Genomic DNA, 16,395 nt, shown 5'->3' on the forward strand with positions numbered 1-16,395 from the left:
CGATGAGTGCCGAACTTGACCAGCTGCGGGCTCTGGCAACAGTGATCGGGACCGCCGAGGCAACCCTGGACGCCGCATATGCGGCATTGCGGGGATCGGCGTCGGCTTTGCTCGCCAGCGGAGCCTCGTCCTTGGCGGAGGTGAGCGAGGCCTCGGGACTGTGTGAGGGTGAGCTCCTGGACCTGCTCACCCTGGCGGCAGATAACTCGGCTTTCGAGCACTTGTTCCATGAGGGGCCGCCAGGGCCGGGCGGACCTGCCACGGAACACTAAGGCAGGCCCCTTCGAGGCCCTTATCGCGAGGGCTTACTTTTATTGGTGTCCAAAAAGTGATCCGGCCTAAGCCGGCGGTTGCGGCAGGGCCGGGCAGCAGAGAAGGAGGTGGCCCCAATGGCCAACGTTATGCGCTGAGTGGCGCTGACATCACTGAACCCGTTCGCCGGTTCTTGGAAGGGGATGTGGCTTCCTGGCTCCGGGTTGAGGAATACCGTGGGCCGGATCCATGGTGGTCAAGGCCGAAGTCCCCGGTATCGATCCTGAGAAGGACGTCGACATCGAACTGGTCGGCATCGACCTGCGGATCCACGTGCGGCACGAGGAGAAGTCCGAACACAAGGACAAGGAGGGCTACAGCTCCGAGTTCCCGTACGGGACGTTCTCGCGCACCGTGAGCCCTGCCGGGGCCCGTCAGCGAAAATGACATCTGTGCGACCTACGATGACGGGATCCTCGAAGTCCGCATCCCGCTCCCGGAAGACTCCGGGACGGCGGCCCGGAAAATACCCGTCAGCAGGGCAGGAACATCTGCCGGATCCGGTGCCGGCACCGCTGCTGGTTCAGCCGCAACAGGCGGGCCCCACGGCCTAAAGCGTCCGTCGCCGGCGGGCAGGTGACAGTGCAACCTCGAACAGCGGTAACAGGCAAGGCAAACAACGGCTGCGATGGCGATGGATGCCTGGAAGGAAGCCGTTGTGGCGGGCCCACATCGACCCTGGACGCTGTCGATCAAATCCTCGAGGATTTCCCAGAAGTCCCGGGCGCGCAGCGATGTAACCGGTCCTCTTCCCTGGGCCTGCCGGAGCGGCATTCGCCACGGCAATCGCCTCGGCGAACAGTTCAGCAGTCACGGCCGGAACGCGTTCGGATTCGAGGGCGAGGATGTGTTCGACCATGGCTCGGGAGTGCTTCCCAGTCTCCCCGTCCCGATCCGTGCCCAGTCTGCTCGGTTCAAGACGTGCCTTTGCTGTGTCGAATCCACGGTCAACATGGGGCGCGAAACCGTCGTCCATGTACTGGGTTGTCATTGTCCTCCATTCACGTCACCTCAGGGCAAGATGGCCTGTTGGACAAGGAAGCTCTGTTGGCACCGGAAGGCACCGCCGCCCAAGTCCAGGAAAAAATCCCGAGGTGTTGTTGTGGTTCGCGGTGCGGCATGAAAGCGGTCCCCGGGTCGCGGGGACCGCTTTTCGGGGACGGATGCCTTGCCTTGATGGTGCTTGTGCGCTGAAGGCGCCGTGGCGTCTTGCGATGTAATCAGCCGCCCTGTGCAGCCTTGGCCTCGGCATCTGTCCGGGTCGGTTAGGCGCTGATCTGCTGCTGCCCGTGAGCTCCCGACGTGATTTCGATCTTCCGGGCTGCGCCTTCTCGGCCACCGGGATGCGACGGGTCAGGACGCCACCGTCGTAGCCGGCTTTCACATGCTCGGTATCGAGCGCTTCGTCCAGGATCAGCTGGCGGCTGAAGACACCACGCGGCCGCTCGGAAGCGATCAACTCAACACCTTCACCAACAGCGTCCTTGCGCTCGGCACGGACGGTCAGAACGTTCTGCTCAACGTTCACATCGATCGACTCGGCCTCCACTCCAGGCAGGTCAACGGCCACCACGAATAGCACCGGGACCAAGAGCCCGCAAGGGGTCGCCGGGAGAGATCACCGCACATTCCTGCAGAAAAACGTCCTGCCGGAGTTGGGGAGCCGCTCACATATTCACCGTCGCCACGCCCTCACCGCAGGGGCGCCAAGTACATGTCCCACCGGCGCTCGGATTCTTCACTGCGGCGGCACCGCAATTCTTCAGCTTCAGGATGACGTTCCTCATTCCGGGAACATCACGTCAGCCAAAAAAGTTATCCACATACAGACGTTAGCTATCCACAAAAGGGGGTTGTAAAAGTGAGCGCGGTGAAGCCCGATATACCGGGCCGTCGTGTTCCCGCCGTCGTCCTGCCCGGCGGAGACGGAATAGGTGATGAAGGACGCCGACGTCCTTGGAGCCGATATGTGGCCCTCGGGGATTCGTTCACCGAGGGGGTGGGGGATCCCGAGCCAGGGAGCCCCGGCGGGCTGCGCGGCTGGGCCGACCGCGTTGCCGAGGAACTGGCCGTGGGGAACGGGGACTTCGCCTATGCAAACCTTGCCGTCCGCGGCCTGCTCCTTGAACAGATCCTGAGCCAGCAAATCGGCCCCGCCCTGGCCCTGGGCCCGGATCTGATTACACTGTCGGCCGGAGGAAATGACATGGTTTTCCATGGCAGTGATCCAGACAAGCTCGCGCACAAACTTGAGGCCGGGGTGGGCGTGCTGAGCCAATCGGGCGCGGCCGTGGTGCTGTTCACCGGACCTGACTGGGCGTCCACTCCCGTGTTGGGCCGTAACCGGGCGAAAGTGGCGATCTTCAACGAAAACGTCCGTGCGATCGCTACCCGCTACGACGCGTTTGTTGCTGACCTGTGGTCCTTGAGACAGCTGAGGGACCGGCGGATGTGGGATCCAGACCGGCTGCACCTCTCGCCGTTGGGACATTACGCCGTGGCCAAGATGGTGTTGGAGACCCTCAACGTCCAGCACACGCTCCAACCACTGGAACCCAAGGCTCTCCCGGCGAGCAGGTGGCATAAGGCAAAGGCCGGAGATCTCCTCTGGGCGAGGAACTACCTTGTTCCTTGGGCACTCAGGCAACTCCGACCGCACCCAGCGGCGGAACTCCGGGCGAAACGGCCGGAGCCTGCCCAGGTATTCACCGGCGGGAAGCTGCCCGGGCCGTACCCGTCCATCGCTAAGGGGTAATCACCATGACTGCGACCAGGCCTATTCTGAGGGCATGGCGCAGTCGGATGAGATACTACCTCCGGTGCTTTGCCCACCGCTGGAGGTGGTGTTGGCGAAGGCGGTGAAAGGCATACCCCCGCCTGCCGCACTGCCGGGCCAGGTGCTTTTCGAGCCGAAATTTGACGGGTATCGGATCCTGATTTTCCGTGACCGCAACGGGGTGGGCTTGTGGTCTCGTCAGGGCAAGGAGTTGACCAGGTATTTTCCGGAGTTGGTGGAGGCGGCAGCGGCCATGATTCCGCCTGGCTGTGTGGTCGATGGTGAGGCAGTGGTGTGGTCAGGGGGCAGGTTGAATTTCGAGGCCTTGCAGCGGAGGTTGTCTGCTGGCAGGGAAGGACTGCAGACCATGGTCCGTGAACGGCCCGCAAATTTTGTCGGCTTCGATGTCCTCGGGGTGGCCGGGCAGGACGCGAGGGACCTGCCGCTGGCGGACCGCCGGGCCCTGCTCGAAGAGCTGGCCACGGTTTGGGTTCCCCCACTATCTCTGTCTCCTCAAACGGCGGAACGGGACCTCGCCCGGCAGTGGTTTGAGGGACTCCCCGGGGCAGGGATGGAAGGGCTTGTAGCCAAGAGCAGCAGCCAGCCCTATGAGGGTGGGAAACGACTGTGGCTAAAGGCCAAGCACGTCTCGGAAGTGGACGTCGTCTGTGCTGCCGTTATCGGCCCCATCGAGCGGCCGACCGAAATCGTGGCGGGCCTGCCGATCGGCGGCGAGCTGCGAATCGTTGGTCGCAGCTCCCCCCTGAAAGCCGCGGACAGCAGGACGCTCGCCCGCTGGCTGCAGCCCGCTGCGGGACCCCACCCTTGGCCGGCCATGGTGAAAGGGACCACACTGGACCGGTTCAACCGTGACGCATCCCCTACCGAGCTGACGCTCGTCGATCCCGTCGTCGTTGAAGTCCTTGCCGACGCTGCATGGTCCGGTCAATCATTCCGGCATCCGCTACGGTTCCGCAGAGTCCGTCCGGAGCTCAACCCTGCCGACGTCGAGGTTCCGGCAAACCTTGGCCTTCGATGACGACGACTATTGAACTCGCATTCCCTTCAGGCCCGGAACCAAGGGACCTGGAAGGTGGAGCGGGCATTTCGTCTCGGCGGCAGCGAAGGTGCACGAGGCTTTCCTCGAGTGCGCTGACCTCGCCCAAGCACTGGTGCTGCCGGGCTTCGTCCAGGCGGTCCTCAGCGCTGGCGGTCATGTCCTCAAGGCGTCCGGACTGGGCGGGGTCAATTTGGAGGAAACGGCATTTCAAGCAGGCGTGCTCGTGGGTGCAGGGGGTGGCGTAAGGGCGGTGGCAGGTGCCCAACGCTACTTTTCTCGGGAGGAAGTGCTGTTCAAACTCCTTCCACTCCTCTGCGATGCGGAACGCAATTCGTCCTCCGCGCGGGTTTGTCGGCGTCGTTCGATGAAGGCGTGGTGCGCTTGGATGACGTGTACTGGGAAGACAGCCGTGTACCCCCTCGTTGATTCCACGTTCAGGTGACCGAGGAGGGTGGAAACGATATGCAGGGGCAGGCCAGTACCAACCAGTTCGGTAGCGAAGAGTCGACGGAAGTCGTGGGGGTGAACATGACCGGCGCGCCAGCATCACAAAGTCCAGCATTGAAGGCGATAGCGTCAAGGATGCACCGGATGTAGGCGTGGGAAAGCAAATTCTGTGTCGGCCTGACTAATCGCGCGAACAAATGCGGCAGGGCCTCACCGAAGGTCTTCTCGGAAGGGTCGTACCGGACAGACAACGGCACCGTCTGTGAGGTTCCTCGGGCACGGCGCTGAACTTCGACGAGGATTTTGACCAGTTCCGGCGACATCGGAATCAGTCGTTCCTGGTCCGTCTTCGAGGGAACAATGTGGAGCAGGGGCACGATGGTGTTGGTCGTGGGGGCAACGTAGTGACGCAGGGACAGCTGGGTCAGCTCCTGCAGCTCTTCGACTCTGATGCCGGTCCTCCTTCAAGGTCGACGCGACTGCCCAGCCCCAGAATCCGTCCGCTTCCACCCTGGTGATGTCTGCACGCTTGCCAACCGCGACCGGGGACGCGGCTCCTTTCTCCGCGGCAACCACTTCTGCCCACACACGTGCCCTGGTGTTTGCAATGACCCGAACCGGCGGGTCGTGCCGCCGGTAAGTCACACCGTCGATCGTGAAGGACTCGCCGTGGGCCGTGGCTAAGCTTGGCTCCAACAGGCGATGACCGCGGTCACGTAGTGCGGTAGCGGAGCGCATGAAGGCAGGAAGGATCGGCGTCAGGGAGCGGGTCCGCTGCTGCATCCGGAATTGGACCTGTTTGCCTTGTTTCGAGACCGTTCGGACCACGGTCCGGGGCATGGGAGTGGGGGCCACCCAAATGGCCCACCGCTCAGGTTCCTCGTGGGACCACTCCGCAACGTCGCGGTGGAGGGCGCGGACAACAAAGTACGTAGAAGCGGTCTCCCGCCGAGGCTGTCCCTCCAGCGTCATGGTGAGCCGCTCCCGCCGCTGGGCGGCGACGGCGGGTGAGAGACGGAGGTCTTGCTGGTTCGGGTTGCTATCAATAACTTCCGCCCAGAAGAGACGCACGAGCCGAGGGCGCCCATCCTCTATTGGTCAACTCGCGGCATTGATCGGACCGGGATCCTGAGTAGCATTGCAAGCACATCCAGGCGAGGGGGCATCATGGACAAGCCCGACGACACGGCGGCGGCCACCGGCTTACAGGGCAGGGCGTACAGGCTCGGAGCCGGCGAGGGGACTGCCCTGTGGTTCACGAACGCACTGGTCACAGTCAAGACAGGCGGCCCCGAGACAAAGCAGCGGCTGACCGTTATGGAGATTCTGCATCCGGCGGGCTACGCACCGCCGATGCACCGGCATCTGGTCGAGGATGAATCCTTCTACATTCTTTCGGGCACGGCTCTCTTCGAGAGCGACGGTGAGCGCTTCACCGTGCAAAGAGGCGATTTCGTGTTCCTTCCGCAAGGTTCCACCCACACGTTTCTGGCGGGCCCGCACGAGTCATTCCGGTGCCTGGTGATCACCGTGCCCGCCGGCTTCGAAACCTTCGCCGCCGAGGCGGGAGCGCCCGCAGCACGGAGGGAACTGCCGGACCCCGCACCCATCGACGCCGAAGTATTGGCCAGCATTGCCGCCCGCCACAACATCGAGATCATGGGGCCGCCGCTTACTCCTTGACCTGCACATCCTCGGTGCCGACCGCGGCACTACGGACCCGGACCTCCTGCGGTTCCTCTCACCCCTGGGTGGGAACACATCAACCTCACCGGCGACTACACCTGGCCGCGCGCCAACTAAACAGGGGCGGAGCCGGCGGGACGCAGCAGCCGACTGAACCGGGAAGAAGGCGGTCCCCTCCATGGCCAAATTCGGGACATCCTTCACCGGCAGATCGTAGATCTGCAGCTCTCACCAGGTTCCTCACTGCCCACCGAAGAGGAACTGCAAAGGCAGTTCGGCCTTTCCCGCGGCGTCGTACGCCAAGCCCTGTCCGGTCTCGCCGACCTCGGCCTGATCAGGCGGCAGCGCGGCCGCGGCAGCGTAGTAGCCGCAACGCCAGTCCTCCGCCGGCATGTTCAGCGGGTGGTCTGGATGAGCAGGCCGCCGCACACGGCCAGCGCCTGCGAACTCACGTCTTTAGGCCTCGAATGGTTCAACGTCTGGCACAGCCCCAACACGGTCTTCGACTTGGACGCACAAGTCACAACCCAGCCCGCACGCGTATCCCAAGAACACATCCGACGCCTACGGAACCTGAGCCAGCAACTCGAATCAGAACTAGCCGATTTTAACGAGGCGCGCGCTAAGAACCGCCCATCCAGTGCAGCCAACTTCTGGCATTGGTGCAGACGACTCCAGAAACCGACATCCGCTCGGGGCCACTAAAAGTGTTAAGAATCAGGTTTTAGGCCGGGTGGAGTTGTGGCCTTCGGAGCTTTGTGGCGGTGTTTTGTTGGCGCTCTTTGTCGTTGTTGCCGATGACGAGGGTGCTGGCGGCTGATTCGATGACGCTGGTCGATGCCGGGCATGCCGATGAGGATGATCCCGAGCTGGGTACGGTCGTGGTTGTCACGGAGAAGTTTGCTCGTACCGCTGTCATAAGTCACGCAAACGCGTCCGGCGGCTGGCCTTCGGCGGGTTTTTGGCTGCCCGCGTGGGCGAAGAACTCGAGCGCCTTACCGGCCACGAGGTCCGGCCGGTGGTCGACGATGAAATGCCCCTCGTCCGGGACGATCTCGGTGGTGATGTTGCCGCCCCGGCCGCGTCGGTGGCCCATCTGCTGCAGGGTGGCGGACGGTTCCCTGGCTCCGATGACGGCAAGGGTGGGCACGGTGAAGGCACGTTTGCCGTATACGTCGAAGATGATCTTCATGAATGCCGGGAGGATCGTGCCGCGGTAAACGGCAGACCCTGCGCGTGCTGTTTCAGGCCGGGCCGCGGAGGAGCTGTACAGCTCAACGTCCTTCCCGGAAACTCCGCCGGCGGGTTCGAAGGCCGTGAAGAGGTGCCGCATCATCTTCTTGTTGCGCTGGATCCGGGCGCCGACGACCGGAACGGCGAGCACAAAGACGTGCCAGAGCTTGGGAAGAACCGGCACCAGTTTGACGTTGGGCCTGATGTGCACGTCGGGCGCGCCCGTGACGATCAGCGCCTCCACCAGGTCGGGCCGCTGCATGGCGAGGAGCTGCCCCACGATGGAGCCCCAGTCGTGGGTGAGGAAACGAGCACGGGTGATGCCAAGTTTCGCCATAAGTTCAACGATGTCCGCTACCAGGGATCCTGCGGTATATCCGCGGCGTGGAACGTCACTCCAGCCGAAGCCCCGCTGGTCAGGCGCGATCACCCGGTAGTGCCCTGCCACCAGCGGAATGACGCCGTGCCATTCCCACCAATGTTGGGGGAAGCCGTGGAGGAGAATCAAGGGTTCACCGCTCCCGGCCTCGGCGATGTGCATCCTTATCCCGCGGACGTCGATCCACCGGTGGGTGACGTTGTCGAGCTCAGGCATTGCGGCGGCGTTGCCTTCCATGGACCTAATTTACCTCTGCTTGCATCCCGGGTTCATTCTCCGGCGACCCTGCCCGCTTGAAGTTGGAAGGATGTACTGCCATTGCCCTTTGGCGCGCGGCTTCCACATGTAGTGTCTGGGCGATGTGAAGCTCGCGGATGTTTACAGGCATGCCGCCCCTTTCAAATCCAGCCACTTCGCCAGCAACGACTGCTTCGTCGATAACTTGCCAGCGCAGTGGCACTCTGACTTCTACGTTCAAAGCCGGTCCGGCCTCGCAATCTGAGGACCCGTCTCGACACCTCTACAGGATGACAAGCACGGCGAGGCCAGCTATAGGGCTGAAAGTCCTGTTTGTTTGCGTGCGCAGCAGCAAAGGTAGTGTTATGCGCTGGTAATCCACGCGCTTCCCTGCACACTGATCGGGTTGTTGGGGTGGCCCAGGAGCCAGACAGACGGCCATGTCGGCAGACCCGTCCCCGAATAGTGCGGGGGTGGATGTCGCTAGTTTCGAGGCTCGCTCGAGAACCAGAAGAGCTTCTTTGGCAGACGTCTTAGAAAATATAGGGCTGTGAGGCTCCTACTCCAATCGGAGCAATTACGCATAATTTTTTGGGACCGCGACCGGGTGAGCATATGAACTCGCTGCCGCGATCGCATCCGCGATTCCGTCGGGATGCGTCATCGATGGGGAAGCCGTCATTTGGACCGAAGGCCCACTGAACTTCTCCGCGCTGCAACAACGCCTCAGTGCCGGCCGCAAGACCCTGCCGGGCTTGATCAGTGAAGCCCCGGCAAACTATGTCGCTTTCGATGTACTGGCCGTAGCCGGACACGACGCCCGGCAATTGCCGCTGCGTGACCGAAGGGCACTCCCCGATGAACTCGCAGCCAACTGGATGCCGCCGCGCTAACGCTCTCCCCCACCACCACTGATCCCAAGCTCGCCGCCCGCTGGTTTGAGGAACTGCCCTTCACCGGCTGGAGGGACTGATCATCAAGGGCAGCGACCAACCCTATAAACCGGAAGCCAGGGCATGGCTGAAAAATAAGCGCACGGTGAACTCCGAATTGTGGGCGCTCCGCACCGCTCAAAACCTCCAGTGCCCGCGACCTCGCCAAGTGGCTGGCACCACCCCGCGCCACTCACCCATGGCCAGACACCGTCAAGGGAACCACCTTGGACAGGTTCAACCCGCGGCAAGGAACCAGTCGCCCTGACACTTGTGGAACCTGTCGTAGTGGAAGTCATCGCCGACACCGCTTGGTCAGCGCAATCCTTCCGTCACGCGCTACGCCTCATCAGGGCAAGGCCAGAAATGTCCCCACACGAGGTTGCTCCACCTGAGAGGCTGCATATTGCGGACCGAAAGGCCTGATCACTCAGCTCCAGCGAGCCCTCACCCTGAGCACATTTCCACATCGACCTCCGATGCACGTCCAGTGGCGGCCGCCTAGTGCAGATAAGGCCTAACGTACGCATCCGACGCGCCGCGGGCCGTATCCCTGCCTGATGTCACTGCCCCCTCGTAGGCTGTTCACACCAGCAGAAGCAAAGGGGTCTCACATGTACTGCTCCATCATTCCGCCCTACCTGTTGCGGCGCCTGGCCAGGCAGGACGCGCCGGAGTTTTCTGCGGCAGCGAGGGCTGCCAGGGAAGCGCTGGGGCACGTCCGCTCAGTCCATGCAGCGCGCACGCAGGCCATTCCGGACATTCCGGCAGGAGTGCGGCAGCCAAAACCGGGACCCTCAAACCGCACCGTTTTCGACGCCGGCGGTTCAGAAATCCTTCCCGGCAAACTTGTCCGCAAGGAGGGTGAGGCCGCCACGGGAGATCCTGCGGCCGACGAGGCCTATGACGGCCTGGGCCACACACACCGGCTCTATGCAGACGTCTTCGGCAGGAACTCCATCGACGGCCGGGGATTGCCTTTGAACGCCACCGTGCACTTCGGCAAGCTGTACGACAACGCCTTCTGGGACGGCACCCAGATGGTCTTTGGTGACGGCGACGGCGAAGTCTTTGAGCGCTTCACCAGGTCCCTCAGTGTCATCGGCCACGAGCTGGCCCATGGCGTCACCCAGCATTCAGCCGGGCTGGTGTACCGGAACCAGGCCGGGGCGCTCAACGAGTCCATGTCTGACGTGTTTGGCGCCCTCGTTGAGCAGTATGTCAAGAACCAGTCCACTGCCGAAGCCAGCTGGCTGATCGGGGAGGAGCTTTTCACGTCACAGGTGCAGGGGCAGGCGCTGCGCTCCATGAAGGCCCCGGGAACGGCGTACGACGACGACGTGCTGGGCAAGGATCCACAGCCGGACTCCATGGACTCCTACGTCAAGACAAGCGCTGACAACGGCGGCGTCCACATCAATTCAGGCATCCCCAACCGGGCCTTTTACCTTCTGGCGGAACAGCTGGGCGGAAACGCGTGGGACACTCCCGGGCGGATCTGGTATGAGACGCTCACCGGAGGTTCATTGCCCATGGGCGCCACCTTCACCGTCTTCGCGCGCGCCACGGCAGCTGCTGCCACCGAGCTTTTCGGTTCTGGATCAAAAGAGCATGACGCCGTGCGGAACGCGTGGGAAACTGTGAAGGTCAAGCTTTAACGGGATGCCTGGCCGCCGTACCTCGGGCCACCAGGCTCAACCGACCAGGAACCAGGCCATGAAGATCAGTGTGGAGCGCACCGGCGGCGTCGCAGCGATGACCCGGGTTTGGACTGTCAACGCTGAATCCGAGACTGCGAGGAACCAGTGGCAGCCGATTGTGGAAGCATGCCCCTGGGATGCCGTACCCCGGACACCGAGGGCTGCCGCAGCGGAATTCGCAGGAGCCCAGCCGGACCGGTTCATCTACTCCATCCGCGCCGGCCAGCGCCGGGCCGCCCTTCCCGAGCAGGCGGTCACTGGTCCCTGGCGCATACTGGTCGACAGCACCAGGGCCGCCGCTGAAGAGGCGAAGGGCTAAACCACTTCCGCCAGCTGGCCCCGGAAAGCCCGGCGGTAGGACTGGGGACTGGTATCCAGGACTTTTGCGAAATGGTGCCGCAGCAGCACCGGATGGCCGAAGCCGGACTCGCGCGCGATTTCGTCGATATTCAGGTCCGTGGACTCCAGCAGTTCCTGCGCCCGAAGGACCCGCTGTGAGTTAAGCCAGGCTGCCGGTGTTGCGCCGGTTTCGGACCTGAACTTCCGGGCGAAGGTCCTGGCGGACATGTGCACCCGGGCCGCCAGCTCGCCGACGGTATGCTCACGGTCCAGGTGCTCCACCATCCACCGAAGCAGTTGCTCCATCGGTGCTGAGCCGCACGTGGGCATGGGACGGTCGATGAACTGCGCCTGGCCGCCATCGCGGTGCGGAGGAACCACCATGTCGCGGGCAATCGCGGCGGCCACGTGCGCGCCGAGTTCGGTGCGCACCAAATGCAGGCAGGCGTCAATGCCGGCGGCCGTACCGGCCGACGAGATAATGTTCCCGTCCTGCACATAGAGGACGTTCTCGTCCACCAGCACACGCGGATACTGCGCAGCCAGCTGGCCCGAATAGTGCCAGTGGGTGGTGCAGCGCCGACCGTCCAGGAGGCCGGCCCGGGCAAGCGCGAACGCTCCGGAGCAGATGGACATGACCCAGGCTCCCCTGGCATCGGCCGCGCCCAGCGCATCAAGGACTGATTCCGGCAGCTCATCGTCCCTGCCGTAGGGCGCCATGATGACCAGATCGGCGTCGGCGGTGGCCTCGAGGCCAAGCTCCACCTTCAGGGACAGGCCGGATTTGAGCGGAACGGTGCCGGGGTTGGGGGTACAAACGCGAAAGTCAAAGGCGGGGACGCCGCTGCCCCGGCCGGACCTGTCGATCCCGAACACCTCGCAGGCGGTACCGAATTCGAACATGGAGAAGTTGGGAACCACGATGACTGCTACTGATCTCAGCACGCTTCCATTGTGGCAGGAATTATAGCTTTTTGGTCATTTCTGCCACTTTTTCTTGGTCGCTCGCAGGAGAAGCATGGAGGCATGGAAACCCTCGCAACCATCCTCATCGTCCTCCTGCCCGTTATCCTCGCTGCCACCGTTTCAGCGCTCCTGGGCGACGGGCGGCGACATACACCTCCGGCGGAATTCCACGAAGCCTGGTCCGCCCTGGACCCTCCCAGCACCAACTACACGCTCCGCATTTTCTAACCCCCTGCTTTTCCAACCACTGCTTTTCCAATCAGCGCCCCGCCAGCGCCATAGCGGGTAGAACAGCCGCGCGCGGTCGAAACGGGAAGCCCGGGCTCCCGCAGTAGACTTGCAGCAGCCATGACACTTCACATCTCCTATCCTGCCGAGCTGCCGGTTTCCGAGCGCCGCGAAGACCTGATGGCAGCCATCGCCGCGAACCAGGTCACCATCATCGCCGGCGAGACCGGTTCCGGTAAGACCACCCAGATCCCCAAGATGTGCCTTGAACTGGGCCTGGGCGAAAACGGCCTGATCGGCCACACCCAGCCGCGTCGGCTCGCAGCCCGCACGGTAGCCGAGCGCATTGCGGAGGAACTGGGCGTAGACATCGGCCAGGAAATCGGCTTCCAGGTCCGCTTCACCGGCGAGGTCAGCCGCGCCACCAAAGTGAAGCTGATGACCGACGGCATCCTGCTGGCCGAAATCCAGCGCGACAAGCTGCTCCGCAAGTACAACGCCATCATCATCGACGAGGCCCACGAGCGCAGCCTCAACATCGACTTCATCCTCGGGTACCTCAAGCGGATCCTGCCACAGCGCCCGGACCTGAAGGTGATCATCACCTCCGCCACCATCGATCCTGAGCGGTTCGCAAACCACTTCGGCACGTCGGAAAAGCCCGCCCCCGTCATCGAGGTCTCCGGGCGGACATACCCGGTGGAAATCCGGTACCGGCCTTTGTCACAGCCGCCGGCCGGCAAGGACGAAGAGGAGGCCTCGGACGACGAACTCGAGGAGGACCGCGACCCGCTCGACGCCGTCTGTGACGCCGTGGACGAACTCGCGGCAGAAGCTCCAGGCGACATCCTGGTGTTCTTTTCCGGCGAGCGCGAAATCCGCGACGCGGCCGACGCACTGCAGGCACGCATCCAGTCCAACCGGCGGCTCACCGGGACGGAAGTGCTTCCCCTGTTCGCGCGCCTGAGCCTGCAGGAACAGCACAAGGTGTTCCATCCGGGCAACAAACGGCGCATCGTGCTCGCCACCAACGTGGCCGAGACATCGCTGACCGTGCCGGGCATCAAGTACGTGATCGACACCGGCACGGCGCGCATTTCCCGGTACTCGCACCGCACCAAGGTCCAGCGGCTTCCCATTGAGCGCGTCTCGCAGGCTTCAGCAAACCAGCGGTCGGGACGTTGCGGCCGTGTCTCCGACGGCATCGCCATCCGGCTGTACTCGGAGGAAGATTTCGAGTCGCGGCCCCAGTTCACCGATCCGGAAATCCTGCGCACCAACCTCGCCGCGGTCATCCTGCAGATGACCGCCATGGGTGTGGCTCGTGGCCCTAAAGATGTGGAGGACTTCCCCTTCGTGGAGCCGCCCGAGACGAGGGCAATCAACGACGGCGTCACGCTGCTGCGCGAGCTCGGCGCCTTGGCGCCGGCCCGGGCGCAGAATGGCACAGATGGGGCCAAAAGCGGCGGCGGCCTCACCGCCGTCGGGCAAAAGCTGGCCCAGCTGCCGGTGGATCCGCGGCTGGGCCGCATGATCGTGGAAGCCGGCAAACGCGGCTGCGTGCGGGAGGTGATGATCCTGGCGGCGGCCCTCACCATCCAGGACCCCCGCGAGCGTCCTACGGACAAACAGCAGCTCGCGGCGGAAAAACACAACCGTTTCAAGGACGAGAACTCGGATTTCACCGGCTTCCTCAACCTCTGGAACTACCTGCAGGAAAAACAGCAGGAGCTGTCGTCGTCGGCCTTCCGCCGACTGTGCCGGGCCGAGTTCATTAACTACCTTCGCGTGCGGGAATGGCAGGACCTGTTTGCGCAGCTGCGGCAGCTGGCACGGCCGCTGGGCATCAGCCTGGACAACAAGCGCCTGGCCGATCCCGTGGGCAACCACGACGGCGTCCACATCAGCCTGCTGTCAGGGCTGCTGAGCCATATCGGCATCCTGGACGAGCGCAAGCGCGAGTATGCCGGGGCCCGGGGAACGCGTTTCGCGATCTTCCCCGGCTCGGCACTGTTCAAGAAGTCACCCACGTTCGTGATGGCGGCGGAACTGGTGGAAACCAGCCGGCTGTGGGCGAGGGTGGCCGCAAAATTCGATCCGATCTGGGCGGAGCAGGTGGCTCCGGACCTCGTGAAGCGCAGCTACAGTGAACCGCACTGGTCCACCCGCCAGGGTGCAGTGATGGCCTACGAGAAGGTCACCCTTTACGGCGTCCCCATCATCGCCCAGCGGAGGATCAACTACGGCAGGGTGGACCCCGTCGTCGCCAGGGAGCTCTTCATCCGGCATGCCCTGGTGGAGGGTGACTGGAAGACCCACCACAAGTTTTTCCACCGCAACCGCGCCCTCCTGCAGGAGGTGGAGGAACTTGAAGCCAGGATGCGCCGCCGCGACCTGCTGGTGGACGACGAGACGCTCTTCGAGTTCTACGACGCGCGGATCGGCCCCGATGTGGTGTCCGAGCGGCATTTCGATAAGTGGTGGAAGGACGCCCGGCAGGACAACCCGGACCTGCTGGATTACGACAAGTCCCTCCTCCTCAGCGATGACGCGGACAACCTGGATGTCTCCGCCTACCCGAAGACCTGGCTCCACAAGGGCTTTGAGCTTCCGCTGACCTATGAGTTCCATCCGGTGGCCCCCGGCTCACCTCCGAACCCAAACGACGGCGTGACGGCTGAGGTGCCCGTCCTCTTCCTGAACCAGCTGGACGACAAAGCCTTCCGCTGGCTCATTCCCGGGCAGCGCGTGGAACTGGTGACGGCCCTGATCAAGTCCCTGCCCAAGCAGATCCGCAAGAACTTCGTGCCGGCCCCGGATGTGGCACGGCAGGCAGTGGCCGTGCTGGAGTCAGACTTCGACCCGGCCTCCGATGAACTGGAACCGTCCCTCGAACTTGCCCTCCGCCGCATCCGCGGAAGCATCATCCCGCCCGGCGCGTGGAACTGGGACGCTGTGCCCCCGCACCTCAGAGTGACTTTCAAGGTAGTGGACAGCAAAGGCAAGGTCCTCGGCGAAGGCAAAAACCTCGGCGCCCTCCAGGAGGAGCTCGCCCCTGCCACCCGGAGGGCCATTGCCGAATCCCTGGGCGCGACGCCCGCCTCTACCGCCCCGGGCAGCAAGGCGGCGCAAGCAAGGGGCACGGCCGACGGCGGGCCTTCCCGGGCACAGGCTCCGGCCCAGGTGCAGCCAAGCTCCGGCCCTGCCGGGTTCCGGGAACAGGAAGGCCTGACGGAGTGGAGCTTTGGGACCCTCCAGCGCCAGGTCACCAACATCGTCAACGGCCACACCGTCACGGGTTATCCGGCTCTCGTGGACCAGGGGAAATCCGCGGCACTCCGGGTTTTCCAGACGGCGGACGAGCAGCAGGCCGCCATGCGCGGCGGCGTGATCCGGCTGCTAGCCTTGCGGGTTCCGGCTCCTGACCGCTACGTGCTGGAGCACCTGAGCAACACGGAGAAGCTGACGTTCAGCCAGAACCCCCATGGTTCGGTTTCCGCCCTCATCGCCGACTGTGCCCTCGCCGCCATCGACAAACTCACGCCGGCGGAGCTCCCCTGGGACCGGAAATCCTTCGATGCGCTCTACGAAGTGGTCCGGGCCGAGCTGATCGATACCGTATTCAGCGTGACGGCGGTGGTGGAACGCATCCTCGCCAGCACCCGGCGGATCGAAAAGCAGCTCAAGGGCACCACCAGCCTGGCTCTGATCAGTGCGCTCAATGACATCAAGAGCCAGCTGGAGCAGTTGGTGTACCCCGGCTTTGTGGCACGGACCGGCTACGCCCAGCTCAGCCAGCTCCCGAGGTACCTCGCCGCCATTGAAAAGCGGCTGGAGCGCCTTCCGGGCAACGTCCAGCGCGACGCCTTGAGCATGGCGGTGGTGCAGCGGCTTGAGGACGACTACGACGACGCGGTGTCCGCCCTGCTTCCGGGACGGCGGGCCGGCGGCGAGCTTGCCCAGGTCCGGTGGATGATCGAAGAGCTCCGGGTGAGCCTTTTCGCCGTCGAACTGGGCACCGCCTATTCAGTGTCCGAAAAGCGGATCCGCGCCGTGCTCAACAAGGCGCTCGCCCCGGCCTAGAGGAGTGGCCGGGGCGA

Annotated in this window: 14 protein-coding genes and 2 pseudogenes; 11 read left to right on the forward strand and 5 right to left on the reverse strand. The window is 63.8% G+C overall.

The window, feature by feature from the left end; all coding sequences use genetic code 11:
• Positions 1-2: 2 nt before the first annotated feature.
• Positions 3-272 carry a hypothetical protein gene (locus tag FBY31_RS05730; RefSeq protein WP_142037983.1) on the forward strand — a complete coding sequence of 90 codons (270 nt, stop codon included), beginning with the start codon at positions 3-5 and terminating at the stop codon, positions 270-272.
• A gap of 229 nt (positions 273-501) precedes the next feature.
• Positions 502-699 (forward strand): Hsp20/alpha crystallin family protein, encoded by a 198-nt coding sequence (locus tag FBY31_RS23260; protein ID WP_235012939.1) that lies wholly within the window; start codon positions 502-504, stop codon positions 697-699.
• 878 nt (positions 700-1,577) lie between these two features.
• Here FBY31_RS23260 and FBY31_RS23765 read toward each other — a convergent pair.
• Positions 1,578-1,888, reverse strand: a pseudogene (locus FBY31_RS23765) (Hsp20/alpha crystallin family protein); the annotation flags it as partial.
• A 294-nt stretch (positions 1,889-2,182) separates the two neighbouring features.
• Here FBY31_RS23765 and FBY31_RS05745 point away from each other — a divergent pair.
• Together FBY31_RS05745 and FBY31_RS05750 are read left to right on the forward strand one after the other, a co-directional pair.
• Entirely contained in the window at positions 2,183-3,067 is an 885-nt protein-coding gene (locus FBY31_RS05745) for an SGNH/GDSL hydrolase family protein (RefSeq protein ID WP_442858166.1), read from the forward strand.
• A 103-nt stretch (positions 3,068-3,170) separates the two neighbouring features.
• The gene (locus tag FBY31_RS05750; RefSeq protein ID WP_235012940.1) at positions 3,171-4,127 is read left to right on the forward strand and encodes an ATP-dependent DNA ligase; all 957 of its coding nucleotides are present in this window, start codon (positions 3,171-3,173) and stop codon (positions 4,125-4,127) included.
• Between the two features lie 288 nt (positions 4,128-4,415).
• On the opposite strand, the pseudogene FBY31_RS23770 reads toward FBY31_RS05750, so the two are convergent.
• Positions 4,416-4,667, reverse strand: a pseudogene (locus tag FBY31_RS23770) (tyrosine-type recombinase/integrase); the annotation flags it as partial.
• A 1,095-nt stretch (positions 4,668-5,762) separates the two neighbouring features.
• On the opposite strand from FBY31_RS23770, the gene FBY31_RS05760 reads away from it, so the two are divergent.
• Together FBY31_RS05760 and FBY31_RS05765 are read left to right on the forward strand one after the other, a co-directional pair.
• Positions 5,763-6,278, forward strand: coding sequence for a cupin domain-containing protein (locus FBY31_RS05760; RefSeq protein ID WP_142037995.1), 516 nt, complete (start codon positions 5,763-5,765; stop codon positions 6,276-6,278).
• Positions 6,279-6,500: 222 nt separating this feature from the next.
• Positions 6,501-6,986 (forward strand): GntR family transcriptional regulator, encoded by a 486-nt coding sequence (locus tag FBY31_RS05765; protein ID WP_235013182.1) that lies wholly within the window; start codon positions 6,501-6,503, stop codon positions 6,984-6,986.
• Between the two features lie 19 nt (positions 6,987-7,005).
• Here FBY31_RS05765 and FBY31_RS22975 read toward each other — a convergent pair whose 3' ends face one another.
• On the reverse strand, positions 7,006-7,173 hold the full coding sequence (locus FBY31_RS22975; RefSeq protein ID WP_200833316.1) for a hypothetical protein: 168 nt from the start codon (positions 7,171-7,173) through the stop codon (positions 7,006-7,008).
• A 30-nt stretch (positions 7,174-7,203) separates the two neighbouring features.
• Entirely contained in the window at positions 7,204-8,130 is a 927-nt protein-coding gene (locus FBY31_RS05775; RefSeq protein ID WP_235012941.1) for an alpha/beta fold hydrolase, read from the reverse strand.
• Positions 8,131-8,774: 644 nt separating this feature from the next.
• On the opposite strand from FBY31_RS05775, the gene FBY31_RS05780 reads away from it, so the two are divergent.
• From FBY31_RS05780 to FBY31_RS05795, 3 genes are all read left to right on the forward strand, one after another.
• Complete coding sequence (locus FBY31_RS05780; protein WP_268815652.1) at positions 8,775-9,023, forward strand: ATP-dependent DNA ligase; 249 nt, start codon at positions 8,775-8,777, stop codon at positions 9,021-9,023.
• Positions 9,024-9,676: 653 nt separating this feature from the next.
• Positions 9,677-10,720 (forward strand): M4 family metallopeptidase, encoded by a 1,044-nt coding sequence (locus FBY31_RS05790; protein WP_142038002.1) that lies wholly within the window; start codon positions 9,677-9,679, stop codon positions 10,718-10,720.
• Positions 10,721-10,778: 58 nt separating this feature from the next.
• Positions 10,779-11,081 (forward strand): protealysin inhibitor emfourin, encoded by a 303-nt coding sequence (locus tag FBY31_RS05795; protein ID WP_142038005.1) that lies wholly within the window; start codon positions 10,779-10,781, stop codon positions 11,079-11,081.
• On the opposite strand, the gene FBY31_RS05800 is transcribed toward FBY31_RS05795, so the two are convergent.
• On the reverse strand, positions 11,078-12,046 hold the full coding sequence (locus FBY31_RS05800) for a GlxA family transcriptional regulator (protein ID WP_142038008.1): 969 nt from the start codon (positions 12,044-12,046) through the stop codon (positions 11,078-11,080). The two genes, FBY31_RS05795 and FBY31_RS05800, sit on opposite strands and share 4 nt — an antisense overlap.
• Before the next feature lie 81 nt (positions 12,047-12,127).
• On the opposite strand from FBY31_RS05800, the gene FBY31_RS22980 reads away from it, so the two are divergent.
• Together FBY31_RS22980 and hrpA are read left to right on the forward strand one after the other, a co-directional pair.
• Positions 12,128-12,295, forward strand: coding sequence for a hypothetical protein (locus tag FBY31_RS22980; protein WP_200833317.1), 168 nt, complete (start codon positions 12,128-12,130; stop codon positions 12,293-12,295).
• Positions 12,296-12,415: 120 nt separating this feature from the next.
• Entirely contained in the window at positions 12,416-16,378 is a 3,963-nt protein-coding gene (hrpA, locus tag FBY31_RS05805) for an ATP-dependent RNA helicase HrpA (RefSeq protein ID WP_142038012.1), read from the forward strand.
• Positions 16,379-16,395: the final 17 nt, after the last annotated feature.

It is taken from the genome of Arthrobacter sp. SLBN-100 (assembly GCF_006715305.1).
Taxonomy (GTDB): domain Bacteria; phylum Actinomycetota; class Actinomycetes; order Actinomycetales; family Micrococcaceae; genus Arthrobacter.